At 62.0% G+C, this 24,959-nt stretch carries 21 protein-coding genes; 5 read left to right on the top strand and 16 right to left on the bottom strand.

What is annotated here, in order from left to right:
• Nucleotides 1-147: 147 nt before the first annotated feature.
• On the top strand, nt 148-2,031 hold the full coding sequence (locus Q1A91_RS20340) for an OmpA family protein (protein WP_299882030.1): 1,884 nt from the start codon (nt 148-150) through the stop codon (nt 2,029-2,031).
• Between the two features lie 74 nt (nt 2,032-2,105).
• Here the strand turns inward: Q1A91_RS20340 and infC are convergent, their stop codons facing one another.
• Nucleotides 2,106-2,654 (bottom strand): translation initiation factor IF-3, encoded by a 549-nt coding sequence (gene infC, locus Q1A91_RS20335; RefSeq protein WP_367278701.1) that lies wholly within the window; start codon nt 2,652-2,654, stop codon nt 2,106-2,108.
• A 219-nt stretch (nt 2,655-2,873) separates the two neighbouring features.
• On the opposite strand from infC, the gene Q1A91_RS20330 reads away from it, so the two are divergent.
• Complete coding sequence (locus Q1A91_RS20330; RefSeq protein ID WP_299882028.1) at nt 2,874-3,761, top strand: translation initiation factor 3; 888 nt, start codon at nt 2,874-2,876, stop codon at nt 3,759-3,761.
• 89 nt (nt 3,762-3,850) lie between these two features.
• Here Q1A91_RS20330 and Q1A91_RS20325 read toward each other — a convergent pair whose 3' ends face one another.
• The 6 genes from Q1A91_RS20325 to cysG all read right to left on the bottom strand — a co-directional run bounded on the left by Q1A91_RS20325 (nt 3,851) and on the right by cysG (nt 9,345).
• On the bottom strand, nt 3,851-4,693 hold the full coding sequence (locus tag Q1A91_RS20325) for a ferredoxin--NADP reductase (RefSeq protein WP_299882026.1): 843 nt from the start codon (nt 4,691-4,693) through the stop codon (nt 3,851-3,853).
• Between the two features lie 88 nt (nt 4,694-4,781).
• Nucleotides 4,782-5,192 carry a DUF934 domain-containing protein gene (locus Q1A91_RS20320; protein ID WP_299882024.1) on the bottom strand — a complete coding sequence of 137 codons (411 nt, stop codon included), beginning with the start codon at nt 5,190-5,192 and terminating at the stop codon, nt 4,782-4,784.
• Complete coding sequence (locus Q1A91_RS20315) at nt 5,189-5,983, bottom strand: phosphoadenylyl-sulfate reductase (protein WP_299882022.1); 795 nt, start codon at nt 5,981-5,983, stop codon at nt 5,189-5,191. The genes Q1A91_RS20320 and Q1A91_RS20315 overlap by 4 nt, the downstream gene beginning before the upstream one ends.
• Nucleotides 5,973-7,637 carry a nitrite/sulfite reductase gene (locus Q1A91_RS20310; RefSeq protein WP_299882020.1) on the bottom strand — a complete coding sequence of 555 codons (1,665 nt, stop codon included), beginning with the start codon at nt 7,635-7,637 and terminating at the stop codon, nt 5,973-5,975. The genes Q1A91_RS20315 and Q1A91_RS20310 overlap by 11 nt, the downstream gene beginning before the upstream one ends.
• Complete coding sequence (locus Q1A91_RS20305; protein ID WP_299882018.1) at nt 7,637-7,948, bottom strand: DUF2849 domain-containing protein; 312 nt, start codon at nt 7,946-7,948, stop codon at nt 7,637-7,639. The genes Q1A91_RS20310 and Q1A91_RS20305 overlap by 1 nt, the downstream gene beginning before the upstream one ends.
• Nucleotides 7,948-9,345 (bottom strand): siroheme synthase CysG, encoded by a 1,398-nt coding sequence (gene cysG, locus Q1A91_RS20300; RefSeq protein ID WP_299882016.1) that lies wholly within the window; start codon nt 9,343-9,345, stop codon nt 7,948-7,950. The genes Q1A91_RS20305 and cysG overlap by 1 nt, the downstream gene beginning before the upstream one ends.
• Nucleotides 9,346-9,489: 144 nt before the next feature.
• Here cysG and Q1A91_RS20295 point away from each other — a divergent pair, with 144 nt between their 5' ends.
• Complete coding sequence (locus Q1A91_RS20295; RefSeq protein WP_299882014.1) at nt 9,490-9,951, top strand: Lrp/AsnC family transcriptional regulator; 462 nt, start codon at nt 9,490-9,492, stop codon at nt 9,949-9,951.
• A gap of 233 nt (nt 9,952-10,184) precedes the next feature.
• Here the strand turns inward: Q1A91_RS20295 and Q1A91_RS20290 are convergent, their stop codons facing one another.
• Nucleotides 10,185-11,366 (bottom strand): cytochrome P450, encoded by a 1,182-nt coding sequence (locus tag Q1A91_RS20290; RefSeq protein WP_299882012.1) that lies wholly within the window; start codon nt 11,364-11,366, stop codon nt 10,185-10,187.
• On the opposite strand from Q1A91_RS20290, the gene Q1A91_RS20285 reads away from it, so the two are divergent.
• Together Q1A91_RS20285 and Q1A91_RS20280 are read left to right on the top strand one after the other, a co-directional pair.
• Nucleotides 11,365-13,119 carry an ATP-binding protein gene (locus Q1A91_RS20285; RefSeq protein ID WP_299882011.1) on the top strand — a complete coding sequence of 585 codons (1,755 nt, stop codon included), beginning with the start codon at nt 11,365-11,367 and terminating at the stop codon, nt 13,117-13,119. The two genes, Q1A91_RS20290 and Q1A91_RS20285, sit on opposite strands and share 2 nt — an antisense overlap.
• Nucleotides 13,116-14,345: a sigma-54 dependent transcriptional regulator gene (locus Q1A91_RS20280; protein ID WP_299882009.1), complete on the top strand. Its 1,230-nt coding sequence runs from the start codon at nt 13,116-13,118 to the stop codon at nt 14,343-14,345. Before Q1A91_RS20285 ends, Q1A91_RS20280 begins: the two co-directional genes overlap by 4 nt.
• Nucleotides 14,346-14,434: 89 nt before the next feature.
• On the opposite strand, the gene Q1A91_RS20275 is transcribed toward Q1A91_RS20280, so the two are convergent.
• The 8 genes from Q1A91_RS20275 to Q1A91_RS20240 all read right to left on the bottom strand — a co-directional run bounded on the left by Q1A91_RS20275 (nt 14,435) and on the right by Q1A91_RS20240 (nt 24,914).
• Nucleotides 14,435-16,006: an ABC transporter substrate-binding protein gene (locus tag Q1A91_RS20275; RefSeq protein ID WP_299882007.1), complete on the bottom strand. Its 1,572-nt coding sequence runs from the start codon at nt 16,004-16,006 to the stop codon at nt 14,435-14,437.
• 19 nt (nt 16,007-16,025) lie between these two features.
• A complete protein-coding gene (locus Q1A91_RS20270) occupies nt 16,026-17,120 on the bottom strand; it encodes a DUF917 domain-containing protein (RefSeq protein WP_299882005.1) in 1,095 nt (364 codons plus the stop codon).
• Nucleotides 17,120-18,211: a DUF917 domain-containing protein gene (locus Q1A91_RS20265; protein WP_299882003.1), complete on the bottom strand. Its 1,092-nt coding sequence runs from the start codon at nt 18,209-18,211 to the stop codon at nt 17,120-17,122. Before Q1A91_RS20265 ends, Q1A91_RS20270 begins: the two co-directional genes overlap by 1 nt.
• A complete protein-coding gene (locus tag Q1A91_RS20260; RefSeq protein ID WP_299882001.1) occupies nt 18,204-19,748 on the bottom strand; it encodes a hydantoinase/oxoprolinase family protein in 1,545 nt (514 codons plus the stop codon). Before Q1A91_RS20260 ends, Q1A91_RS20265 begins: the two co-directional genes overlap by 8 nt.
• Entirely contained in the window at nt 19,749-21,449 is a 1,701-nt protein-coding gene (locus Q1A91_RS20255; protein WP_299881999.1) for an ABC transporter ATP-binding protein, read from the bottom strand. It abuts the gene before it with no gap.
• On the bottom strand, nt 21,446-22,327 hold the full coding sequence (locus tag Q1A91_RS20250) for an ABC transporter permease (protein ID WP_299881997.1): 882 nt from the start codon (nt 22,325-22,327) through the stop codon (nt 21,446-21,448). Before Q1A91_RS20250 ends, Q1A91_RS20255 begins: the two co-directional genes overlap by 4 nt.
• Nucleotides 22,324-23,346 (bottom strand): ABC transporter permease, encoded by a 1,023-nt coding sequence (locus Q1A91_RS20245; protein WP_299881995.1) that lies wholly within the window; start codon nt 23,344-23,346, stop codon nt 22,324-22,326. Before Q1A91_RS20245 ends, Q1A91_RS20250 begins: the two co-directional genes overlap by 4 nt.
• Before the next feature lie 80 nt (nt 23,347-23,426).
• A complete protein-coding gene (locus tag Q1A91_RS20240) occupies nt 23,427-24,914 on the bottom strand; it encodes a LuxR family transcriptional regulator (protein ID WP_299881993.1) in 1,488 nt (495 codons plus the stop codon).
• Nucleotides 24,915-24,959 lie beyond the last annotated feature (45 nt).

Here is a 24,959-nt window from a genome sequence, read left to right as displayed (position 1 = left end):
TGCAGGGTCGGCGGAAAGCTGCCAGATGAGGGGGCGTTTCGGCAAGCGGAAGCGGGCTGTTATTGAATAACGGAACCTGTTCCACCCAGATGCGTTCAACTGTGTACCCGCGCCAGTTGGCGTGTGGCTAAGATAAAGGACGTATCGATGAAAAAGGTTCTGCATTCCACCACGGCACTGGGCGTCAGCATTGCCCTTGCGATGCCTGGCCCGATTATGGCTCAAACCGAGGTTCCCGGCTGCGCTGCACCGGGAGAGGAAGCTGTGTTTCCCTGCGTGCTGAATGGCGAAACGGTAGAAAGCGCGGAAGGGCTTGCCTTGTTGCAGGATGCCTTGACGGATGAGGCCGCAGCAGAGGCGCAAGCGCAAGCGGCTGAGGAAGCGGCAGCGGCGGAGCAGGCTGCGGCAGAAGCGCAAGCGGCTGAGGAAGCGGCAGCGGCGGAGCAGGCTGCGGCAGAAGCGCAAGCGGCTGAGGAAGCAGCGGCGGCGGAGCAAGCTGCGGCGGAAGCGCAGGCGGCCGAGGAAGCGGCAGCGGCGGAGCAGGCTGCGGCAGAAGCGCAGGCGGCAGAGGAAGCGGCAGCGGCGGAGCAGGCTGCGGCGGAAGCGCAGGCGGCCGAGGAAGCGGCAGCGGCGGAGCAGGCCGAGGAGGCCCCAACCGAAGACGCGGAAGCGGCACCTCAAGCGGAGGAGGCTCCCGCAACTGCTGACGCCACGCCAACTGACGAAAGCGTAACAGAGCAAGCGGCAACCGAGCAGCCAACCGCTGAAACCACGGAAGAAACCGCCGCCGCAGAAGCAGCAGCGGCAGAACAGGCCGCGGCAGAAGCGCAGGCGGCTGAAGATGCAGCAGCCGCGCAGAAAGCGGCAGAGCAGGAAGCGGAGCGCGCTGAGCGCAAGGCGGCCCGCAAGGCAGAGCGCAAAGCCGCGCGGCAGGAAGAACGCCGCGCAGAGCGCCGCGCCGCCCGCAAGGCAGAACGCGAAGCCATTGCCGCCGCTGCCGCCGAAGTGGCCAGCGGAGAGGCGCAGTCGGATGTCGTGACAGAAGAAGTGACGGCGGACGAAGTCCGGTCCTCTGACGAGGAATTTGAGACAACCGTCACCGGGCAGGATGCCGCACCAGCCACGGCCGAGGCCGCACCCCAAAAGGACGACGGACTGAGCAAGCTGGAAAAGGCGCTGCTGCTGGGGCTTGGCGCAGTGGTTGTGGGGTCCGTGTTGAAGAATGGCGATCGGGTGGTCAGCAATTCCGGTGACCGGATCGTGGTCGAAGACCCCGATGGCGCGCTTCGGGTGCTCAAGGACGAGGACGCATTGATCCGCCGTGCTGGCGACGAAGTGCGCACGGAGACGTTCTCGGACGGGTCAAGCCGCAGCTTTGTAACCCGGCCCGATGGGTCGCGGGTGGTGACCATCCGGGGCCGCGATGGATCGGTCCTGCGGCGGATCAACATCGATCCGCAGGGCAATGAATACGTCCTCTTTGACGATCTGGTTGAAGAAGAAGCGGTTGTTGTCTCCGAACTGCCGCCGGTTGAGATGCGCAGCGCGGTTGTGGGGGACGCAGATGAAGCGGCTCTGCGCGCGGCCCTTCAGGCGGAACTGAATGCAGAGCGGGACCGGACTTTCTCTCTGCGTCAGGTGCGTGAGATTCGTGAGGTCCGGTCTCTGGTGCCGGAGCTGGAACTGGATGCTGTGCGATTTGAAACCGGTTCGGCTGCCATCCGGCCCGAACAGGCCCGTGCGCTTGCCCGGATCGGGACCACGCTGCGTGATCTGGTGCAGGAAGACCCCAGCACCGTGATCCTTGTCGAAGGGCACACGGATGCTGTGGGCAGTGCGACCTACAATCTCGCGCTGTCGGATCGCCGTGCCGAAACCGTGGCGCTGGCGCTGGCGGAGTATTTCCGGGTGCCTGCGGAGAACATGGTGACCCAGGGCTACGGCGAAAGTGCGTTGAAAGTGATCACAGACGCGGATGAGCCCGCCAACCGGCGCGCCGTGGTGCGCAACATCACGGGCCTGCTGCGGTAGGACTTTTAAAGGGATGAAGCGAGAAAGCCCCCGACGCTGTGCGGGGGCTTTTTTGTTGTGACGGATCGTCCGCGCTATTTGTTGGGCAGGGGGCCGATCAGCATGACCATCTGGCGGCCTTCCATCTTCGGGAAGTTCTCAACCTTGCCATGCTCCTTGGTGTCTTCCGCCACACGCTCCAGCAATTCGCGGCCCAGGTTCTGGTGGGCCATCTCACGGCCCCGGAAACGCAGGGTAACCTTCACCTTGTCGCCGTTCTCCAGAAACTTGAAGACGTTGCGCATCTTGACATCATAGTCATTGGTATCGGTGTTGGGCCGGAACTTGACCTCTTTGATCTCAATGATCTTTTGCTTTTTGCGCGCTTCGGCCTCGCGCTTCTGGGTCTCGTATTTGAACTTGCCGAAATCCATGATCTTGCACACGGGCGGATTGGCATTGGGCGAGATTTCAACCAGGTCCAGCCCGGCGTCCTCTGCCATGTCCATGGCACGGGCGGGGGTGACAACGCCGACGTTTTCGCCTTCGGCGCCGATCAGGCGGATTTCGTTGGAACGGATAGCACTATTGACGCGCGGGCCGGTATCCCGGGTTGGCGGCGCGTTGTGAGGTCTGCGAGCGATGATGGTCGTCCTTTGATGGTTTCGAAAACAGGAAGTTTCAAAATACCCTCCAAAGCCTGTTTCTTCAAGCGGCTAAATACGGCTGTATGCCGCTTATCAGCGGAAATTCCCCTTGAAGAACGCCCCCTGGGAGCGCATTTGCAGCACCACAAAGGCCCTTGCGCCAAACGGCGTTCAGCAGGGCCGCAAACCCACACGACTGGGAATAAGGGGAAGACGATGAAGAATCTGATTTGGATCATTGTGGCCGCGGTGGTGGCGGTTGGCGGATACATGCTGTTCACCGGCAAATCCCCAACCGAACTGGCGACGGATGCAACACAGGCTGCTGACAGTGCAGCGGATGCGACTACTGAAGCGGCAAGTGACGCGGCCACGGCCGTGACAGAGGCGGCTGAAGAAGCGGTTGAAGCGGCGACGGATACAGTGACGGAGGCTGCGGAAGTGGCACAGGATGCGGTCGATACCGCAACTGAAGCCGCAGAAGATGCAGCCGACGCGGTGACCGAAGCTGCTGAAAGTGCAGCCGATGCCGTTGAGGGCGCGGTGGATGACGCAGCGGATACGGCTGCCGAGGCTGTCGATGCAGCGACAGACACCGCAACACAGGCCGCCGAAAGCGCTGTTGACGCAGCAACGGACACCGCTGAGGCTGCGGCAGAGGCCGCAACGGACGCGGTGGATACCGCGACAGAAGCCGCTGAAAGCGCTGTTGACGCAGCAACGGACACCGCAGAAGCGGCAACCGACGCGGCGGATACTGCGACAGAAGCCGCAGAGAGTGCCGTTGACGCAGCGACAGATGCCGCAGACACCGCAACCGACACGACCGAGGCTGCAACCGAAGCGGTTGATGATGCCGCAGAGGCCGCAGCAGAAGGCACCGAAGAGGTCGCCGCCGCATCGGCAGAGACAGGCGACACGGCGCTGTCCGAGTTGCTGACGGTTGATGGCTTCAACCTCGACAAAGTCAGCGAGATGATCGAGGGCTCAGAGCTTGGTGCATTGCAGAAAACCACGCTGACCCAAGGCATCAAGGCCGCGCAGGACAACCCGGACCTGCTGAAAGCGGCGCTGGATGCGGTGCGTGAGGCAATGGGTCTCTGATCCGCAAGGATGACCATGAAGACAGAATGAAAAGGCCGCGTCCCACAGGGGGCGCGGCCTTTTTATTGTGGTGCCGGAGGTCTTCCAGGTCAGCCGACAAAGGCTTTCTCAACGACGAAGTGTTTGGGATCTGAATTTGCCCCTTCCTCAAGCCCGTGGGATTCAAGGATCCGCTTGAGGTCGGTGTTCAGCCCCAGCGAGCCGCAGATCATCGCGCGGTCGGTGTCCGCGCTGATGCCGTCAATGCCCAGATCCTTGAACAGCGTGCCGTCCTCCAGCAGTGTGGTGATACGACCCATCTTCGGGCTCTCTTCGCGGGTGGTGGTGGGGTAATAGCGGATCTTGTCGAGGTTTTCCTGCCCCAGCAGTTCCAGCATCATCTCATCCTTTTTCAAGTCTTCGATGAGCCGCCGACCGTATTCCAGTTCCGCCACATCACGGCAGGTGTGGGTCATGATGATTTCGTCGTAGTTTTCATAGGTTTCTGGCTCCCGCAACAGCGACGCGAAGGGCGCAAAGCCGGTGCCTGTGGCGAAAAACCAGATCCGTTTGCCGGGCAGCAGCGCGTCATGCACCAGGGTGCCTACGGGTTTGGGGCGCAGGATGATTTCATCCCCCACCTCGATGTGCTGGAGTTTGGAGGTCAGCGGGCCGTCCTGCACCTTGATGGAATAGAATTCCAGTTCCTCATCCCAGGCGGGGGAGGCGATGGAATAGGCGCGCAGGAGTGGTTTTTGCTTGCCTGTCTCAGGATGGGGGTCGCCCATCAGGCCGATCATCACGAATTCGCCGGAACGGAAACGCAGGGAGGCCGGGCGGGTGACACGGAAGGAGAACAGGCGATCCGTCCAGTGTTTGACGGATGTCACGATTTGCGCATCTGGCAAAGCGGGGGTAGCGGCGGTTTTGTTCACGGGTGTAAGCTCAGTCATATCGTTTGTACACAAGCGATCCTTGTGTTTCAGCCTTACGTCAAGTTTCAGGGAAAATCAATCTGTGCTGGCGTCGCAGCGGGTGGGATCAGCCCACCGTGCCGCGCAACCTGTTTTGGTAGTCATGGTCCTGCCAGTTGGCGCGGAACTGCCATTGCGCGGCGGGCTGGCGGGCGGCGATGTCGTCATTGACCTCCACCTCATCAAACCCGGCACGGCGCGCCATCGCATATTGATCGGCCAGCACATGGCCCTTGGCGCGCAGGCGGCCTGCATAGCCCCGCAGGCGCAGGGCGCGGGCGATGGTGAAACCGCGCCCATCCGCGGAGGTCGGAAAGTCAATGCGGATCATTTCCAGCCCCTCGCTGAGCTTGATGTCCTCGGGCTGGGTGTCCGAGGGCAGGTCGAGCGCGCGGCAGTCGTTCGCGGCACCCGCCTCGCAATAGCCGTGGGTCCAGTCGTCGGCGACAAAGCCTGTGTCGGTGATGAGTTGTGTCATGTCAGTGCTCCTGAACGGATCATTTTTCCATTCTCGAAATGGATGCCGCATTCGTCTTTTTTGGTGTTGCGCCAACGGCCTGCACGGGGATCTTCACCCGGTTTGACCGGGGAGGTGCAGGGCATGCAGCCGATGGAGGGATAGCCTTTGCCCACCAGCGGATGCCGTGGCAGGCGGTTTTCGGCCATGTAGTCCTGCACGTCCTGCGCGCTCCAATAGGCAAGCGGGTTGACCTTGATCCGGGGGCGCGCCTCATCGCCGCGCTCTTCGGTTTCAAAGTGCGCAAGCGCGGCCCGGCTGCCGGATTGAAAGCGCTTGCGCCCGGTGATCCAGCCGTCAAAGCCATGGAGCGCTGTTTGCAGAGGCTGGGTCTTGCGCAAGGCGCAACAGGCGTCGGGGTCGCGTTGGTGGAGTGTGGTGTCCGGGTCCGTTTGCGCGATGTTGCCGCTGCGCAGGATGGTTACGTTGCGCAGGCCCAGTCGTTCGGTCAGTTCCTGTTGGTAGACGAGGGTTTCGGCAAACAGCAGTTCGGTGTCGATAAAGAGGACCGGCAGGTCTTTGTCCACCATCGACGTCAGATGCAGCAACACCACCGATTCCGCGCCAAAGCTGGAGACCAGCGTGAGGCGTGGGACGGTTGTGAGGGCGGCACGGAGCACATCGGTGGCGGCGTGGTGGCGCAGCTCCGTGTTCAGCTTTGTGACCTGACGGGACAGCGCCTGATGGCTGACCGGCCCTTCGGGGAGGTCTTTTGAACCATTTGGAAGGGGCGTGTGGCGTTCAGGCAGCATTGGCTTGCGCTTCGGGGTAGAGGGCGGATTTGAAAGGGGCGAGACCGAGGCGGCGGTAGGTTTGCAGGAAGGTCTCTCCGGGGTCATTGCGCAGGTCGAGATAGGCCATGACAAGGCGTTCGACGGCCGGAATGATGTCGTCTGCGGCGAAACCGGGGCCTGCGCGTTCGCCGATGGTCGCGTCTTCGGTTCCGTCGCCTCCCAGGGTGATCTGGTAGTTTTCCACGCCTGCGCGGTCGAGGCCGAGGATGCCGATGTGGCCCACGTGATGATGGCCACATGCGTTGATGCAGCCGGATATCTTGATCTTCAGCGGGCCGATGTCGTGTTCCAGCTTGAGCGCGTCGAAATGGGTGGCGATCTCCTGTGCGATGGGGATGGAGCGGGCGGTGGCCAGCGCGCAGTAATCCATGCCGGGGCAGGCGATGATGTCTGAGATCAACCCGATGTTGGCCGTGCCGAGGCCTGCGGCTTTGAGGGCTGCGTAGATGGAGGGGAGGTCCTCTTTGTGGACATGGGGCAGGATCACGTTTTGCTCATGGCTGATGCGCAGCTCATCATGGCCGTAGCGTTTGGCGAGGCCTGCCATGATCCGCATCTGGCGTGAAGAGGCGTCGCCCGGTGTCTTGCCGTGTGCTTTCAGGGAAATCGAGACAATGGCGTAACCGGGCGCGGCATGTTCCGCGAGGTTCGTGTCTGACCAGCTGCGGAACGCAGGGTCGTGCTGACGCGCCTGGTGGTAGGCGGTTTCCGGGGCGGTTTTGAACTGGGGTTTGGCGAAGTCCGACGTGATGCGGGCCAGCATCTGCTGATCCACGCCGCCGAAGTGGGGGCGGATGAGCTTGTAACGGGCGTCAACGCGGGCGCGGATATCCTCGATGCCGTTTTCATGCACGGTGATCTTGATGCGCGCCTTGTATTTGTTGTCACGGCGGCCCAGCAGGTTGTAGACAGAGACGATGGCTTCCAGCGTGGGCATCAGGTCTGCGTCGGCGACAAAATCATAGAGGGTCTTGCCGATCATCGGCGTGCGGCCCAAACCACCGCCAACGATCACGCGGTAGCCGCGTGTGCCGTCCTGTTCGACGATTTGCAGGCCGATGTCGTGGGCTTTGATCACCGCACGGTCGTGGGGCGATCCGCTGACAGCGACCTTGAACTTGCGCGGCAGGAACTGGAATTCCGGGTGGTCGGTGGACCATTGGCGGATGAGTTCGGCCACGGGGCGTGGATCGGCGATTTCGTCCGCCGCGGCTCCGGCGAAATGGTCGGCTGTGACGTTGCGGATCGTGTTGCCGGAAGTCTGGATGGCGTGCATGTTCACCTCTGCCAGCGCGTCCAGCATGTCGGGCACGTCGCGCAACTCGGGCCAGTTGTACTGGATGTTCTGGCGCGTTGTGAAATGGCCATAGCCCTTGTCCCATTTGTCCGCGATCATCGCCAATTGCTCCATCTGGGCGCTGTTGAGCGTGCCGTAGGGGATGGCCACGCGCAGCATGTAGGCGTGCAGTTGCAGATAGAGGCCGTTCATCAGGCGGAGGGGTTTGAATTCGTCCTCGGTGAGCGATCCGTCGATGCGGCGTTCGACCTGCGCGCGGAATTGGGCGTTGCGTTCTTTCAGGAAGGCGGCGTCGAAATCGGTGTAATGGTACATCAGAATTGCTCCTGCTTGGCGCGTTCTTGTTTGCCGTGGGCGTAGTTGGAGGGGCCGGTTGCGCGGAAATCCTCACGGAAATGGGTGGGGACCGGGGTGCCGTCTTCGATGTCGACATCGGCGAGGTAGACCCCCACGACATGGCCGGTCTGGGCGGAGGCTTCGATTAGGCGCAGGTCGGCGTGGGCTTCATCGGTGAGGACTTCGGCGTCTTTCAGATCGCGGGACCAGCCTGCTTCGGTGAGGTAGATCACGTCGCCTTCGAGCAATGCGTTGGCGGTGACAACTTTGGGTGAGAACGGTTTGGACATCACAGGGCCTCCTTCAGGGATGGCAGTTCAGGGGCGGCGGCGAGGGCGGCGCGCGGGGCGAGGCCGAGGAAGGTCAGGGCCGGGCCGGAGAGGGCGGCGGCAGCCAGATCGTCCGGCAGGCGCGCAAGACTGGTGGAAAGGATGCGCTGATCCGCGCGGGAGGCGTTTTCGATGATCGTGACAGGTGTGCTGCGATCCGCACCGTGCATCAGCAGGCGACCTTGCACGAAACGCGCGGACTTCTTGCCCATATAGATCGCGGCGACCTCATTGGGGCGGGCCAGCGCCGACCAGTCGTGATCGGCGAAGCCTTTCATGTCGTGACCTGTCAGGAAGCGCACGGAGGCGTTGCGGCCCCGGCGGGTGAGACTTTGGCCGATGGTGGCGACGGCGGCGGAGGCGGAGGTGATGCCGGGCACGATGTGCCAGCCGATCTGGTGGGCGTCCACGGCGTCGATTTCTTCGTCGAGGCGGCCGAATACAGTGGCGTCGCCGGATTTGAGGCGGACGACCTGCGCGCCGGATGCCGCGTGTTCGACCAGAAGGGCGTTGATATGCTCTTGGGGCGTGGAGGGGCCGAAGCCTTCCTTGCCGACATCGATCATCAGCGCTTCGCGGCGGGCGAGTTCGAGGATTTCGGGGGTGATCAGGCGGTCATAGATCACCACGTCGGCTTCATCCAGCGCCTTGCGGGCCTTGAGGGTCAACAGTTCCGGATCACCGGGACCGCCGCCGACAAAAGCCACGTGACCGTCGCGGGCTTTGCGGGTGAGGTGATCGTCCAGCAAGGCGTTGAGCGTTTCCGGGATTGTCTCTTCGCCTGCGCTCATCGCCTTGGGGCCGGCGTTGAAATAATAGTCACGCCAGAAGTCGCGGCGGGGACGGCCGAAGGGCAGGGCTTCGGCCATCTTGCGGAAGCCTTTGCCGATGCGGGCGAGAGTGCCCAGTGTGGTGGGCAGGCGTTCTTCCAGATCGGCTTTGAGGGCGCGGGCCAACACGGGGGCCGCGCCTTCGGTGCCGATGGCCACGGTGACGGGGTCACGGTCGACAATGGCGGGGGTGATGAATTCACTGTCGCCAAGGTTGTCGACCACATTGACAAGGGCGCCTTCGCGACGGGCGATGGCAGCGGTGCGTTTGTCTTCGGCGGTGTCTTCGTCCGCGGCATAGAACAGGGCCGCGCAGAGGATGTCGCCGGGCTCCATGGCGCGTTTGTGCAGGGTCAGGCGCCCCTCGGCGGCCCAGGTGATGATCTGGGCGTCGGGGTCAGCGGCAAAGACGGTGATCCGTGCGCGGGTTTTTAGCAGCAGGCGCAGCTTGGCCAGGGCAGCGTCGCCACCGCCCGACAGGACGATGCGGCGGCCTTCCGTGGCCAGGAAGATGGGAAAATGATCCATGGGTCTGCCTTTGGTTGCGCATAACGTGACTTGCAATATAGGAAATTTTCCCATTTAAGCGCCATACCTGCTGGCCAATAAGGACATGTGTTCCAATGCGGCGGTAAAGTGGAACGGGTATTCGCCCTTGAGAGGAATATTGGAATGTCAGTCCGGATAGATGAAACAGATCGGAAAATCCTGAGAGAGCTCCAGCGCGATGCCAGCCAGTCTCTGGACGATATTGCCCGCGCGGTGGGGTCTTCCAAGACGCCGGTGTGGAACCGGATTCGCAAGCTGCGCGAAGGCGGGGTGATTGGTCAGCAGACCGTGGTGCTGGACGCCGAAGCGCTTGGATTTGAAGCATGTTTCTTCGTGTTGATCCGCACGTCGTCCCATGAAGCGGCCTGGCAGCAGGCGTTCTTGAAAGCCTTGAAGGACAGGCCCGAGGTGCAGGAGGCGCACCGGCTGGCAGGGGATATTGACTACATCCTCAAAGTGCGGGTGCAGAATGCACGGGCCTATGATGCCTTCTATCAGGCGCTGATTTCAGAGGTGCGGGTGCATAATGTGACAGCCCTGCTGTCGATGGAGGAGATCAAGTCGACCGTGGCGCTGCCGCTTTGACGTGATCCGAAGGCCGCGCCTGAGGGCGCGATGACATGTTTGGCGTTTGTGGCTTGCGTGAGCCCTTCGCGGCGGAAGGTCTGTGTGTGCTGAGGGCGAATGCCCGTGCTGAGAAGCGATTCAGGGACAGGTTTGCCCTGAATGCGCCTGTCCGAGGGTGATGTGAGTCGTGACCGTGTAAAGGACAAGCCGGGCAAGCCCGGTCGCTTTGCGATCCTTGACACGGCCAAGACTCACGGTGTGACCATCAGGCGGTCGAGTTTGTGGAAATGGTAGCTGTTGGCGTAACGCGGCGGTTCCGTCAGGTGCAGGTCGGGATATGCTGCAAACAAGGCGGGCAGGGCGATTTGCAATTCCAGCCGGGCCAAGGGCGCCCCGACGCAGAAATGCAGGCCTGCGCCGAAGGTGGTGTTGGGTTTGATCGCGCGGTTCGGGTTGAAGGTGTTCGGGTCTTCGAACAGCGCGGGGTCGCGGTTGGCCGCGCCGAGGATCAGGGCGATTTCCTGCCCTTTTTCAAGGCTGTGCGGCCCGATGTTGATGTCCTCATAGGCAATGCGTGTGAACATGTGCAGGGGCGCGTCGTAGCGCAGGATTTCCTCAACGGTGCCAGCGATCCGTTCCGGTGCAAGGGCGCTGAGCGCTGTGCCCTGTTCCAGCAGGCATTTCACGCCGTTGCCGATGCTGTGCACTGTCGCTTCATGTCCTGCATTCAGCAGCAGGATGCAGGTGCCGATCAGCTCATCAGGGGTGAGCTTTTCGCCCTCTTCCTCTGCGGCGATCAGCTGGGTGATCAGATCGTCGCGGGGATCAGAGCGGCGTTTGTCGATGTAGCTGCGCAGGAAGGCGATGAATTCGGCAGCGGCGGTGTTGGCGCGGTCCTCAGTGGTGCGGTCCCGGCCTGCTTGATACATTGCCACCATATCGCGGGACCAGCGCAGCAGGTCCCCTGACATCTCTTCGGGCACGCCCAACAGGCGGGCGATGATGCGCACGGGGACCTGGGTGCAATAGGCGGGGATCAGGTCGAAGGGGCCATCGCGCCGAGTGTCCAGCAGATCGGCACAGACCTCGGTAATGTCACCCGACAGGCCCGCAATGCGGCGCGACGTGAAAGCCCGCAGGACAAGGCCGCGCAGGCGGGTGTGGCGGGGCGGTTCCATATCCAGCATGGAGTGGGTTTCGGCCAGGGCCCAATCGGACAGATGGGCGGGGTACGGGGTTTGCAGGGCCGCAGGCTTCTCCCGGCCCAGCCGCCGGTCCCGCAGCAGTGCATTCACCGTGGCTGCGTCAAAGGCGGCGGCCATGCCACAGTCCGCCCAGAACAGCACGGGACCACGGGCGCGGGCCGCGTCATAGGCGGGATAGGGGTTCTGGACGAAATCGGGGTCCTGGGGCGAAAGATGCAGCGTTTCCATGGGCCAACAGGATCAACTGGCGCTGGCCTTTGCAAGAGGGGTCGTGCAGTTTGGCACGATGAGAGGTGGATTGGTTCAGCGACTTGCCGTGGTGACGGCGTTTCTTGCCGTGGTCCTGGCCCTGTCGGGCGGGGTCTGGCGCTATGGCTTCAATCAGGCGCTCGACCAGCTGGAGGCGCGGGGAGAGGCGGATCTGGCGCTGGCAGGCGACCGGCTGGTGGGGCAATTGCAACGCTACCGGGATCTGGCCGTCACCATGGCCGATCATCCCGGTGTTGTTGCGGCTCTTCATGGTGCTTCGGCTGAGGACACGCGCGATCTGTTGCTGGAAGTGGCGGATAAATCCGCAACGCTGGATGTGCTGGTGCTGGACAGTGCAGGCCGGATACGTGCGGCGGCACAGGATGCGCCGCCTCGGGATCTGAGCGCGCAACCGCATGTCAGGCGGGCGCTGCGTGGTGCGCTTGGCTGGGGACACGGGCCTGCCATGCCATTGACAGAGCGCGCATTTTACCACGCCGCCCCGATGTTTGGACCTGATGGCCGGGTGCAGGGTGCGGTTGTGGTGGTCACGGACCTGAATGGCATTGACTACAATTGGCGCGGCACCAATCCGCCGGCGTTCTTCACTGATCTCAACGGTGTGGTCTATATCTCCAACCGGTCGGAGATCCTGTTGTGGCAGCGCCCGGTCGGGGATCCGGGGCTGCGTCCGCCTGATGGGCAGGAACCGTCCTTCAGGATCACACGCATCGGGGGTCATGAGATCTGGACCGTCGGGTGGGGGCCTTATCTGCCACGCGAGGGGCTGCATCTGACGCAGGATCTGCCGGTGATTGGCATGATGGGTGAGGTGTTGCTGGATGTCACGCAGGCGCGCGCTTTTGCCTGGGCGCAGGCGGCGGCGGTGGCGGCCCTGTGTCTGGCATTCGGGTCGCTGTTGTTTCTGGCGTCCGAAAGGCGGCGCGCGCTGGCGGAGGCGAACCAGCAGTTGGAAGCGCGGGTGGCAGAACGGACCGCCGCACTCAGACGGGCGCAGGATGATCTGGTGCAGGCCGGCAAGCTGAGCGCGCTGGGGCAGATGTCTGCGGGCATCAGCCATGAGTTGAACCAGCCGTTGATGGCCATCCGGTCCTTTGCGGAAAACGCAGTTGAATTCATGGCGCGGGGCAAACCGGAGCGGGCGGAAGAAAACCTGACGCGCATTTCTGACATGGCGCGGCGGATGGGGCGGATCATCCAGAACCTGCGGGCCTTTGCGCGGCAGGAAACCGGGCCGCAGGAACGGGTCGAATTGGGGGCAGTGCTGGCTGCGACATTCGATCTGACCAAGGGACGCATGGCAGAGGCAGGGGTGACGCTGCGCTATGTGCCACCCGGCCATGACGTCTGGGTACAGGGCGGCGAAGTGCGGCTGGGGCAGGTGTTTGTGAACCTGATCACCAACGCGGTTGATGCGATGGCCTCCAGCACCCACAAACACCTGTCTGTCACGGTTGAGGAGACCGACAGCGTCGCGGTGCGGATCGAAGACACCGGGCCGGGTATTGAGATGCCGGACAAGGTGTTTGACCCCTTCTACACGACAAAAACCGTGGGAGAGACGGGCGGCATGGGATTGGGTCTGTCGATCAGCTATGGCATCGTGCAGAGCTTTGGCGGTCAGATCAAAGGCAGCAATCTGCCGCAGGGCGGCGCGCAGTTTACCGTGACGCTCGAACGGGCGGTGGCAGAGGTGGAGGAAGCAGCATGAGCAACCGGGTGCTGTTGGTGGATGACGACGCGGCCGTGCGCGAAGCGCTGTCACAGACGCTAGAACTTGCGGATATCTCAGCCGTGGCCGCTGGGTCATTTGTGGTGGCCAAGGATCACATCACGCCGGATTTTGAAGGGGTTGTGCTGTCTGACATCCGGATGCCGGGGCGTGATGGGTTTCACTTGCTGGAATACGCGCAACAACAGGATGCGGATCTGCCGGTGATCCTGCTGACCGGTGAGGGCGACATCCCGATGGCGGTCAAGGCGATGGGGCAGGGTGCTTTTGGGTTTCTGGAAAAACCCTGCGCGCCGGGGGATCTCATCTCCCTGCTGGAGCGGGCGCTGAAGACGCGGGCGATGGTGCTGGAGAACCGGCGGCTGCGGCATCTGGTGGAGACGGGCGATCCGGCGGCGCGGATGCTCTTTGGCTCGTCCGATCTGGCCGAAGCGCTGCGCAAGCGGGTGCGGTTGGTGGCGCAGGCCGAGGGGGCTGCGTTGGTGACGGGCGCACCGGGCACGGGGATCTCCAAAGTGGCGGAAGTGGTGCATCTCAGCTCCGCCCGGTCCAAGGCACCTTTTGTGAAACGCGCAGCCGCCGGGCTGACCGCGCAGGGCTTGCAGGACGCGCTGCATGAGGGGGAGGGCGGCAGCCTGTTCATTGATGAGGTGACGCAGTTGTCACCACAGCTGCAACTGACGCTTGCCGAAGCGGTGGAGCAGAACACGCCGACGCGGCTGATTGCCGGCAGCACCCGCAAGCTGGCGCAGGAGGTGGAGGAGGGGCGGTTTCACGCGGACCTCTATTACCGGCTCGACGTGCTGACGGTACGCATACCGTCGCTGTCCGAACGCCCCGAAGACATCCCCGTGATGTTCCGCCGCTATGTCGATCAGGCGGCAGAACAGGCCGGGCTGACGCCGCCTGACGTGACACCGCAGACCATCGCGGGCCTGATGGCGCGTGACTGGCCGGGCAATGCGCGGGCGCTGATGTCAGTGGCGATGCGGTTCGTGATGGGGATGCCGGAGGATATGACGCCGGACACAGGGCTGGGCCTGGCCGAACAGATGGGGCAGGTGGAGCAATCCCTGCTCGAAGCGGCACTGCGGCGTGCAGGCGGGCAAGCCTCCGCTGCGGCTGAGGCGCTGAAACTGCCGCGCAAGACGCTGTACGACAAGCTGACGCGCTACGGGATCAGACCGGAGGATTTTCGGCAGTAGCCTGCGGGGCAGGCGGAGCCAATTGTCTGCCAGCCTGTGCAGGCCATTCAGGCGCTTCACGTCGAAAGCGCCTGAATGAAGGGTCAGTGTTACTCGCAAACCCATTTCATGGTGTGGAAGTTGTACTCAAAGCTCTGCATGGGCACCCATGTGAACCCCTGAAGACAGTTGTGGAACGCCTGTTTGCTGCGCTGCGTCAGCAGAAAGACACCCACCTGATCTTCAACCAGCTTGCGTTGCAGGTCCTTGTAGATCGCGTTTTGCTCTGTCACATCTGCCGTGGCACGGGCGGCATCGATCATCGCATCCACTTCGTCGCTCAGCACCCATTCCATTGACGCCCAGGTCCCTGCCGCACGGCTGTGATACTGGGGGAAAAAGAACGTGTCGGGCGATGGATAGGTCGCACCATAGAACACCTGGTTGATGGCGGGCGTTGTTGCCACGTCGCCGGCAAGTTCCGTCATCCGGTTCCATGGTTCAGGTTTCAGGATGGTGTTGAAACCGATCGTGTCGAGGATGGACTTCATCAGCAAACCGATTTCTTCCTCAAAGGCGAGGCCGGCGACATACATGATCTCCACATCAATCGGCCCTTGGCCCGCATACTTGGAGGCGTCAACGTATTCTTTCGCCTTTTCAAGGTCGAAGACAGGCATGGGGATGTCATCGGCAAAGGCATCGGCAAAGATCGGCGCCATCGGACCCGACAGCGGCTCCCCCGGCAGGATCAGCTCGCGAATGGTTTCATAGTCGGTGGCATAGGCGATGGCCTTGCGGATGTTCAGATCATCCGTCGGGGCGCGGTTGTTGTTGAGCTTGAAGTAGAAGTTCACCGCCGTCGCATATTCCTCGATCCGGTAGTCTTCGAGCGCGCCGATGCTGTCAAAGGTCTCCTGCGCCTGACTGTCTGCGGACATCGACAGGGTGCCGGCAGCGGCAAGCGCCTTTACGGTCGCCTCTTCGTTGGTGATGACAAAACGGACCTCGTCGATGCTTTGATCATTCCAGCCCAGATGATAGCCCTCATAGGCCTTGATGGTCATCCCCGCACCACGCTCCCAATTGTCGAGCATATAGGCACCCGCCCCAATGGAATTGTTGGCGATATAATCCTGCGCCCAGGGGTCATCATCGGTCGCATTCTCGGACGCAAGGTCAGCGTTCACCACGAACAGGATCGGCGTTGTGGTCAGGAATGGCGCATAGGTTTTCTCAAGCTGGAACTGCACCGTGCGCGCATCCACTTCGGTGACCGACCCCACGCTGAGGATGCCTTCAAAGAGGTAAGCCGGGCCTTCGTTGATCGACAGCAGACGGTCGACGGTCCACACGACGTCCTTGGCTTCAATGGCGCTTCCATCCTGGAAGGTGGCCCCTTCTTTCAGAGTGAAGGTCCATGTCAGACCGTCGTCGGACGCGGTCCAGCTTTCGGCCAGCAGCGGCTGGATCGCACCGCTGCCATCCAGCGTTGTCAGCGCCTCATAGAGGTTCACGCCGGCCATGTACTCGGTGTAATCGTTGATCTTTGCCGGATCGACGGTGCCGAAGATCTGTGTGGCATTCACCGTGATGACATTGTCGGCCGAAGCCGCGCCCGCACCCAGCAGCAGGGCCGATGCGGCCACCGCGCCCAGGACTTTGGATTTCAAGGATTGCATTGTAAGGTCCTCCATTCTGTCAGTTTTTTGCGTTGATTTCTTCGATGGGATGATAGGGAATGTCGTAGCCAAAGTACTTTGGTCCGACCAATTCCAGCCCGTGATCCGAACGCCATTTCGGATCGCTGGGCAGGCCAAACACAATCACGCGGTAGCCATAGGCCATCTGTTCTGTGGTGATCGGTTGCCCGGTTTCCAGATCAAGCAGGCAGATCAGATCAGGCGTGATCGCGGCGGGGGTGCCGTTTTCCTCTGCCAGCAGGAACTCGTTCTGGAATTTCAGTGTCAGGCTGCGGCCCTGATAGGCCTCCAGCCCTTCGATGATCGCCTGCCCCCGCGCAAAGCCACCTTCGGTGCGCCTGTCCACATCCGTGACGCGCCCTTCGAACAGGCGCATGCCGCCCAAGTCAGCAGCCAGCCTGTCGGCAGGGTTGCGGTTGGCGGTCTGCTCTGCGGTGATGATCCGCCCGATGTTGGTGATCAGCGACAGGGAATCGCGCAATATCGCGCGTTTCGCCTGCGCGCCGGTCATCGGGTAGAGCGCAATCAGCCCGGCACCGCCCATTTCAACGGTGATGACGCGGGCGAATTTCTCGGTCGACAGGTTGTCGACCGTGTTCAGGACCAGCGCATTGCCCTTTTCGTCCGCCATGGCCATGGGGCAGGCATGGACGTCAAACATGGTCATCGACACCATTTGCAACTCGGGAAAGGCGCGTCCCATGCCGTCCCCGTCCACGATGGGCAGGCGCGCTGATGCGGCAACTGCAATGGGGATGGTCGAATTCAACCCACCCGCTTCGATGCAGAAAATGGCATCCGCCTTGCGGCCCAGCACCGCTTCGAGAGAGCGCAGCGCCGATATCGCCTCATCCCCACGGGGGAGCTTTTCCAGCATGACTGTGGGCGCGCCCATCATGGCGACGGGTACGATCAGCGCGTCATCATCCAGCGCATCCACGTCGACCACCGCAACAGGGCCGTTTTCGTCAATGGCCTGTTCGGCCATCAGCTTGCCGATATAGGGGTCACCGCCGCCCCCGGTGCCAAGGAAGGCACCGCCAAGGGCAACATCAGCCATATCTGCGCGCGTGATCTCCTTGATCTTTTCCATCATGACGTCTCCATCGGGGTGAAAGTGATGTCGTGGTATCCAAAGGCCGCAGGGCCCACGACCGCGAGCGCCTCGGGGGAGCGCATGAGCGCATGGGCGGGCAGGCCCAGCACCGCGATCCGTTGGCCATAGCGCAGCATTTCGGTCGTGATCGGCAGGCCTGTGTCACTGTCGAGCACGACAACCAGATCGGGTGTGCAGACCTCAACAGCGCCGTTGCGGCGAAAGACCAGAAACTCGTTCTGCAAGTCGATCTTTCCGGTATCCCCCGCAAAATCGCCAAACCCTTCCAGCGCCAGATGCCCCACGGCAAACCCGCCTTTGAGATGCCGCTCCAGATCGACGATCTTGGCGGTCATCAGCAGTTTGCCGCGTTCCTGATTGATCACGGTCTGCACCGGATCGGCGTTGGTCTGATGCGCGTTCAGCACCGCACGGCCAAGGTTCAGGGCCTGTGTGATGGTGCCCGGAATGGCCGCGCGTTTCACAAAATCACCGCGCATCGGCTGAGTGGCGAGACCTGCGGCGGCCCCCATGGTCACCACAACCGACCGCGCAATGCGTTCCAGCCAGATGTCGTCCGGCGTGTCGCGGATCACCACGATGGAGCCTTTTTCATCCGCCATGGCCGCCGGCGCCTCGCGATGGCCATAGATCGACCAGGTGCACATCTGCATCTCGGGGAAGGCCCGGCCCATGCCATCCCCGTCAACAACGGGCAATCCGGCCTGTGCCGCGGTCAGCATCGGCTCCATCGAATTGGCCCCGCCAATCTCGACCGAGATCAGGGCGTCGATGGGTTTGCCCACTTCACGTTCCACCGCGCGCAGGGCCCGCAGGCATTCTTCGCCTTCCTCGATCTTTTCGACACCGACCACCGGCGCGCCAATGCCGCCCAGCGACACAACCAGCGCATCATCAGGCAGTTCATCCAGCGGGATGACCGGGATGCGGTTGCCTTTTTTGAGTTCCTCACGGCAGCGCAGCTTGCCGATGTACGGATTGCCGCCGCCGCCCGTGCCAAGGATGGCGGCCCCGATCTCTATCGCGTCCAGATCTGCATCTGTGACTTCTCTCAACGGCTCAGTCATTCATGTCACCCACGACCTTGAGACGGATGCGTGTTGCATTGCCGGGCAGATAGGCCAGCGGCACGTCCTCCTGATCCAGCAGCTCAATGCTCTCAGGCCTGGCACCGGCGGCGATGGCCTTGTCGGTTGCTTCCTTTCGGGCTTCCTGCAACGCCTCTTCGCGCGATTTGGCTTCAAGAGAGAAGATGCGGTCCACCTCACCGGAAATCTGACCGATGGCCGCCCCCACCGCATTGGCCACTGAGAAGTGTTCGGGCCGGATCACAGGCAAATCGCCGACTTGCTCCGGCACAAGGATCGACCCGCCGCCAACTGCCAGCACCGGGATCGGATCGGGAAAGACGCGCATCCGTTCGACCGCATTCAGCAGCATGGTATCGGTATGTGCCTTCACGGCTTGCATGTGGTCGGGTGAGAGACCGGAGAGCTTCGATGGGTCACCGAATTCCGCAAGATCAAGCCCCACAGCGATATCCGAGGTGGTCAGCGTGTTACCGCCAAAGATAAGTGCCTCCTGCGTCAGCTTGTAGCCGACAGACTGCGGCCCCACCTTCAGGTCCGCTCCTTCACCACTCACAATCGTGCCGCCGCCAAGACCGATGGCGAAGACATCCGGCATCCGGAAATTCGTGCGTACCCCGCCGACATCAACCGTTGTGCTGGCCGGGCGCGGAAATCCTTTGACCAGCGCGCCGACATCCGTCGTGGTGCCACCCACATCCACCACAATCGCGTCCGTCTTGCCCGACAGAAACGCCGCCCCGCGCATGGAATTGGTCGGGCCGGAGGCGAAGGTCAGCACCGGGTAGGACTGCACAAAGTCGCGGTTCATCAACGTGCCGTCGTTCTGGGTGATGAAGTAGGGACAGGTCACGCCGACTTTCTCCAGCGCGCGCCCAAAGGCATCGACTGTGCGTTCGGACAGCGCTCTGAGCGAGGCGTTCATGATCGCGGCATTCTCACGCTCAAGGATGCCCAGACGGCCAATTTCGCTCGACAGGGTGAAACTCGCGTCGGGCAGGCGTTTGGCAAGCTGCGCCATGGCAGCGCGTTCCATCTCATCACTGACGGGGGAGAAGACGGAAGTGATGGCAATTGTGTCGATCCCGGCGTCACCGATCTCTGCGGCAATGGTGTCCAACTCAGCCATGTCGAGGTTTGAAATCACGCGCCCGTCGAATTCGTTGCCGCCTTTCGCCATCCACGAATGGCCGCCCACGGCGTCGCGCATGTCATCCGGCCAGTCGACCATCGGCGGCAGACATTGCGCCGCAGGCAGGCACAGGCGGACGGCGGCGGTGCGGGCGATATGACGGCGTTCGACCACCGCATTGGTGAAATGGGTCGTGCCGATCATCACCGCCGTGACCCCGGACTTCTCAATCCCGGCATCACTGATTGCGCGTTCGACCGCGTCCACCACACCGCTCATCACATCCTCGGTTGTTGGGGATTTGACACCGGAGAGGATCTTGCCCCCGTGCATCACGACGGCATCCGTATTCGTACCGCCTACATCGACGCCAATTCGAAACATCTAGGTGTCCTCCAATTCTGTTGAGGTGGCGAGCACGGCGGCCCGCTCCTCCTTGCTTACTTTGGGTTTGCGCGCGTCTTCTTCGGGAGAGATCACGGGGATCGCCGACAGCAGGGCGCGGGTATAGGGGTGCTGGGGTGTGTCGAAAATCTCGGCCACGGGGCCGGTTTCCACGACTTCGCCACGCAGCATGACCGCAACGCGGTTGCAGAAGTTGCGCATCAGGCTGAGGTCATGGCTGATGAACACATAGGTGAGGTCAAACTCGCGGCGCAGGTCATGCAGAAGGTCGATCACCGTGGATTGCACCAGCACATCCAGGGCTGAGGTCGGTTCATCCAGCACGAGGATCTTGGGGTTCACCGACAGCGCACGCGCAATGGCGACGCGCTGCTTTTGCCCGCCTGACAGCTCATGCGGATACATGGCGGCGTAGTTCTGCGGCAGTTCCACCAGATCAAGCAGTTCGGAGATGCGGCGCTTGGTTGCGGTCTTGTCAAACCCCGTGAACTTGAGCGGCACGGCCAGTTGATCGCCCACCGTCCGCCGTGGGTTCAGCGATGATCCGGGGTTCTGGTAGACGATCTGGATCAGCTTGCGGAAATCCTGCGTGCCCGCGAACCCGTCCAGAAGCCGTCCGTCGATCTGCACGGCGCCCAGGGAGGGCTTTGTCAGCCCCATGATGATCTTGGCCAGTGTTGTCTTGCCGGACCCGCTTTCGCCGGCGATGCCAAAGATGTCACCCTGTTGCACCGTCAGCGACACGTTCGACACCGCCCGGAAGTTGCCGGTCACACGGTTGAGCCAGCCGCTGCGCGTCTCGAAGGTCTTGGTGACGGCATTGACGTTGATGATCGGATGCGTGCCTTCATGCCGGGTGGTCTTGACGCCAGCGCCATAGAGCGGCGGCACGGCGGCCATCAACTGACGAGTATAGGCGTGTTTGGGGGCGTCAAAAATCTCATCGCGGGTCCCGGTTTCAACGATATGGCCACGCTCCATCACATAGACGCGGTCAGCCATTTCACGCACAACCCCCAGGTTGTGGGTGATCAGCAGCAGCGACAGCCCTTCCTCTGCAACCAGACGGTTCAGCAGGGCGAGGATTTCGTCCTGCGTTGTGACATCAAGCGCCGTGCCCGGTTCATCCGCGATCAGCAGGCGGGGCTTGTTCAGCAAGGCCATGCCGATCAACACGCGCTGGCGCATGCCGCCCGACAGCATCATCGGGTAGCTGTCCAGAACGCGGTTACCGTCGGTAAGCTGCACCTTCTTCAGAGTTTCGATCATATGGGCCCGACGCTCTGTACGTGCGCGTGAGATCCCCAAACGCATGTCACCGTAGCGGATCACATCGTCCATCTGCCGCCCGATGGTCAGCACCGGGTTGAAGGACAGCATCGGGTCTTGCAGCACAATCGAGATGCCCGTGCCCTTCAGCCGGTTGCGGTCCTGCTTGTTCAGATCAAGCAGGGACTGGCCATTGTAATGGATACTGCCCTGTTCGACCTTGCCGGGGGGCATGGGCAGCGTGCCGATGATCGTGCGCATGGTCACCGTCTTGCCGGACCCTGACTGCCCGATTAGGGAGACACGTTCCCCCTCGTTGACGTGCAGGTCGACGTTGTGCAGCACGCGCCGGTGTTGCCCGTAGGCGTCAAACCCGATGCACAGGTCGCGGATATCCAAAAGCCGGCTCACAGCTCGACATCCAGCATGTCGCGCAACCCGTCGCCCAGCAGGTTGAAACCAAGGATGGCGTAGAGGATGGCAAGACCCGGCATCACCGCCTGCCACCACATCTCCGGCAGGTATTCCGATCCGGTGGCAACCATGGTGCCAAGGTCCGGCGTGGGGGGCTGCACACCCAGTCCGAGGAATGACAATGACGCGCCGAACAGGATCACAAACCCCGCATCAAGGGAGATTTTGACCGCCACGGCAGAAAAGCAGTTGGGCAGCAATTCGCGAAACAGGATGTGCATGTGCGACGCCCCGGCCACGCGGGCGGCTTCGACATAATCCTCGTTCATCTGGCCTTTCACGATCCGGTAGATCAGCCGGGTGTGCCATGTCCACCACAGCAGGGTGATCGCAATCATCGCGTTGATCAGGTTCGGGGACAGAACGGCAGTGATCGCCAGCGCCATGGCCAGCGGCGGCAGCGCCAGCATGATGTCGGTGAACCGCATGATGATGGTTTCCGTCCACCCGCCAAAGTAGCCCGCACATAGGCCCAGCACGATCCCGAAGGGCACGGCGACACCCAGCACCCACACAACCAGCCCGAGCGAGACCCGGTAGCCAAAGATCACGCGGCTGAATACGTCACGCCCGACATTGTCGGTGCCCATCAGGTTCTGCCAGTTGGGCGGGCTGTGGCGGTTGCGGAAATCAACAAAGGACCCCGCGCTTTCGGGCGATGGGGCGATCCATGGCGCGAATATCGCCGCAAGGATCACGCTGATCACGATCAGCGCGCCGATCACCGCCAGCGGGTTGCGGCGGAACCGGTAAAGCGCCATCTGGCGCGCGCTCAGCCCATGGGCGGGGGCGGCAGGATCGTCCATCACGCTCATGACCCGCGTCCCGCGCGGATCCGGTGCCGAGGGTCGAGGATGCCGAGCAAGAGGTCGATGGCCAGATTTGCGACGACGAAGAACACACCGGAGACGAGAACGACCCCGATCACCGCGTTGAGGTCCTTTTGCAGGATCGTCCGCACGCCATAGCTGGCAATGCCGGGCCAGGAGAAGACGAATTCGACAATAAAGGCGTTGCCGATCAGCGACGCGAATTCCAGCCCGAGAATGGTCAGCGGCGCCACAGAGGCGACGCGCAACATATAGCGGAAGGTCACCACACGCTCCGGTATGCCATAGGCGCGGGAGGCTTCGACAAAATCGCGGGAGGAAACCTCAATCATCGCAGTGCGGGTGATGCGCATCACCTGTCCAATTCCCGCCGCGGCCAGGGCAATGGCCGGAAGAAACAGATGCCTGAGCGCGTCGATCACCACATCGAACCGCCCCGCAATCAGCCCGTCGATGGTCAACAGGCCCGTGATTTCTGCGGAAAAGCCGATGCCGGGGTCGATCCGGCCGGTGACGGGGAAAAAGCCGAGGTAATGTGCCGCGATCAGTTGCAGGATAATCGCCAGAACAAAGCCGGGCGTCACCACACCCAGAAGGGAAATCACCCGCAGCACGCTATCAATCCAGGTATTGCGGTAGATGGCCGCGATCACGCCAAGCGGGATCGAGATCAGAATTTGCAGAACCACCGTGAACAGCACCAGTTCGAACGTGGCGGGCAGGGCGCCCATGATGTCATCCATGACCGGGCGCGAGGTCAAAAGTGACTTGCCCAGATCGCCTTGCACCAGCCCGCTCAGATAGGTCCAGAGCTGCACCGGATAGGGATCGTTGAGCCCCATCTCGTTTTGCAGCTTCGTAACCTGCTCTGCTGTTGCCAAAGGCCCCAGCGCGATCCGTGCCGGATCACCGGGCACGATCCGTGCGATCACGAAGATCAGAACGGCCAGCCCCAAAAGGACAAAAAGGAGCGTAAACGCGCGTTTAAAAAGATATGTGAACATCAAGATTTCCCCAGAGGAACCTTGGACGAGGGATGCAGAGACGGGCATCCTCAAATCGGTCGAATATCAATGTAAAAGGTCTAGGAAATCGCAAATAGGTCGATATTCGACATTAAATCAATCAGATGGCTGCGCTTTGTGACGCCCGCCAATCGGTACACAGAGGTCAGGTGATACTTCACCGTTGCCTCCGAAGTGCCCAGTTGTCGGGCGATTTGCTTATTGGATGAGCCCGATTGAAGTGCGGCAGCGACTCGGTACTGGCGGCTGTTGAAGCCAAGTGCCTGAAGTTTCTCCGGCACCACATAGCTTTGCTCGACCGACCGCACGATCTGTTTGGCCAGACGCGACAGGGCAGCATTGCCGCGCAGGAACTGGGCGGATGTCAAATGCCCGCTTGCGCCCAGAAACACATCGCGGTGTTCGTAAAAGGGCGCGATCTGCCTTTCTTCCAGCGCCAGCCGCATCGCGCGTTCGATGTACTGACGTCGCAGTTTGCCGCGCGCGCGCTGCGCATCCTGAAGTGCCGCGACAATGGCTCCGCGCGGTGTTGTCGGCGGGGGTGGTTCGTTCAGGCGCAATGCGGCCTGCAATTCCGCGCGGATGATCTGCCCCACGGAACTTTGGATCGGCGCATTGCTCAGCGCCTCCAACTGCCGTTCTGCCTCATTGGGGTGCCACTCAAGATGGGACACCTGCGCCTCCAGCACATCGATGGTCAGCGGCGCGCCGCTGTGGCGGCGGGCATAATCGGCCTGATAGGTCTCAAGCTCATTCTGCGCGGCTTGTCGTCCTTCCAGAAAATAGGTGCTCATCACACCGATGCGGGCCAGTTGGTAGAACAGTTCAGACCAACTGTCGCCGGTCAGCAGGCTGTTGCGCAGATGCGGCGCGCGCTGGCGGACCCGTTCGAGATTGCCGCGCTCATACTCAATGGCAAGGCGGATGACCTCGATCACTTCCGCCTCGTTTCCATATCGCGCGCCTGACACGTCAAGGCAGCGTTCCGCCGTGCGCAACCCGCGTGCCGCGCGCCGGAGCCGCCCGTCCACGACATCAAGATCGGCCAGATGGATGTGGATGAAATGCTCCAGATAGGCATGACCGTCTTCGCGGTAGCAGGAAATCGCCTGTTGCCCGGCCACGCGGGCATCCTCCAGCCGCAACAGGCGCACGAACATCGCCATCATGGCGTTGTAATACAGCCCTTGCAGCAGAGCGTTCGAGATCGGCAACTCCCGTTCCAATCGCCGCCAGGAGCCGAGTTTCTCGTCACTGACCGGTTCTCCCAGATGCAGGGCAAGCAGCAGGTCGAGCAATTCAAACTGGTAGGTCTTCTCAAACGCCAGATTTACGGCCTGGAGGTAGGATTTCGCCCGCGATGCCTGTCCGCGCTTGAGGAGGTGCATAACCAGCCCGCCCAGCACTGCCTCGTCCTGCCGCCAGGCATCAGGGGGCAGGGTGTCGAGCAGTTGCGCAAGCCGGGCGTAGCCATGGCGAAACGGGTAAAGCGACCCTCCGCCACGGATAAGCTCCTCCCGCGCGTGTGATACGTCAGGTTTCTGCATGTCCACAGTAGAGGGGCTGGTGCAGGGTAATTCAAGATGGATGGC

It is taken from the genome of uncultured Sulfitobacter sp., from assembly GCF_947500075.1.
Classification (GTDB): Bacteria; Pseudomonadota; Alphaproteobacteria; order Rhodobacterales; family Rhodobacteraceae; genus Sulfitobacter.
This window is presented reverse-complemented; position numbering and strand designations above follow the sequence as displayed.

What these genes read in the sequence shown, in the direction of transcription:
- Q1A91_RS20330 (WP_299882028.1), top strand. Translation starts at nt 2,874, where the DNA reads ATGAAGAATCTGATTTGGATCATTGTGGCCGCGGTGGTGGCGGTTGGC.
- Q1A91_RS20250 (WP_299881997.1), bottom strand. Translation starts at nt 22,327, where the DNA reads ATGAGCGTGATGGACGATCCTGCCGCCCCCGCCCATGGGCTGAGCGCG.
- Q1A91_RS20305 (WP_299882018.1), bottom strand. Translation starts at nt 7,948, where the DNA reads ATGTCCAAACCGTTCTCACCCAAAGTTGTCACCGCCAACGCATTGCTC.
- Q1A91_RS20320 (WP_299882024.1), bottom strand. Translation starts at nt 5,192, where the DNA reads ATGACACAACTCATCACCGACACAGGCTTTGTCGCCGACGACTGGACC.
- Q1A91_RS20260 (WP_299882001.1), bottom strand. Translation starts at nt 19,748, where the DNA reads ATGTTTCGAATTGGCGTCGATGTAGGCGGTACGAATACGGATGCCGTC.
- cysG (WP_299882016.1), bottom strand. Translation starts at nt 9,345, where the DNA reads ATGGATCATTTTCCCATCTTCCTGGCCACGGAAGGCCGCCGCATCGTC.
- Q1A91_RS20285 (WP_299882011.1), top strand. Translation starts at nt 11,365, where the DNA reads ATGGGCCAACAGGATCAACTGGCGCTGGCCTTTGCAAGAGGGGTCGTG.
- Q1A91_RS20240 (WP_299881993.1), bottom strand. Translation starts at nt 24,914, where the DNA reads ATGCAGAAACCTGACGTATCACACGCGCGGGAGGAGCTTATCCGTGGC.
- Q1A91_RS20310 (WP_299882020.1), bottom strand. Translation starts at nt 7,637, where the DNA reads ATGTACCATTACACCGATTTCGACGCCGCCTTCCTGAAAGAACGCAAC.
- Q1A91_RS20325 (WP_299882026.1), bottom strand. Translation starts at nt 4,693, where the DNA reads ATGACTGAGCTTACACCCGTGAACAAAACCGCCGCTACCCCCGCTTTG.
- Q1A91_RS20245 (WP_299881995.1), bottom strand. Translation starts at nt 23,346, where the DNA reads ATGTTCACATATCTTTTTAAACGCGCGTTTACGCTCCTTTTTGTCCTT.
- Q1A91_RS20275 (WP_299882007.1), bottom strand. Translation starts at nt 16,006, where the DNA reads ATGCAATCCTTGAAATCCAAAGTCCTGGGCGCGGTGGCCGCATCGGCC.
- Q1A91_RS20295 (WP_299882014.1), top strand. Translation starts at nt 9,490, where the DNA reads ATGTCAGTCCGGATAGATGAAACAGATCGGAAAATCCTGAGAGAGCTC.
- Q1A91_RS20290 (WP_299882012.1), bottom strand. Translation starts at nt 11,366, where the DNA reads ATGGAAACGCTGCATCTTTCGCCCCAGGACCCCGATTTCGTCCAGAAC.
- Q1A91_RS20315 (WP_299882022.1), bottom strand. Translation starts at nt 5,983, where the DNA reads ATGCTGCCTGAACGCCACACGCCCCTTCCAAATGGTTCAAAAGACCTC.
- Q1A91_RS20265 (WP_299882003.1), bottom strand. Translation starts at nt 18,211, where the DNA reads ATGACTGAGCCGTTGAGAGAAGTCACAGATGCAGATCTGGACGCGATA.
- Q1A91_RS20270 (WP_299882005.1), bottom strand. Translation starts at nt 17,120, where the DNA reads ATGGAAAAGATCAAGGAGATCACGCGCGCAGATATGGCTGATGTTGCC.
- Q1A91_RS20280 (WP_299882009.1), top strand. Translation starts at nt 13,116, where the DNA reads ATGAGCAACCGGGTGCTGTTGGTGGATGACGACGCGGCCGTGCGCGAA.
- Q1A91_RS20340 (WP_299882030.1), top strand. Translation starts at nt 148, where the DNA reads ATGAAAAAGGTTCTGCATTCCACCACGGCACTGGGCGTCAGCATTGCC.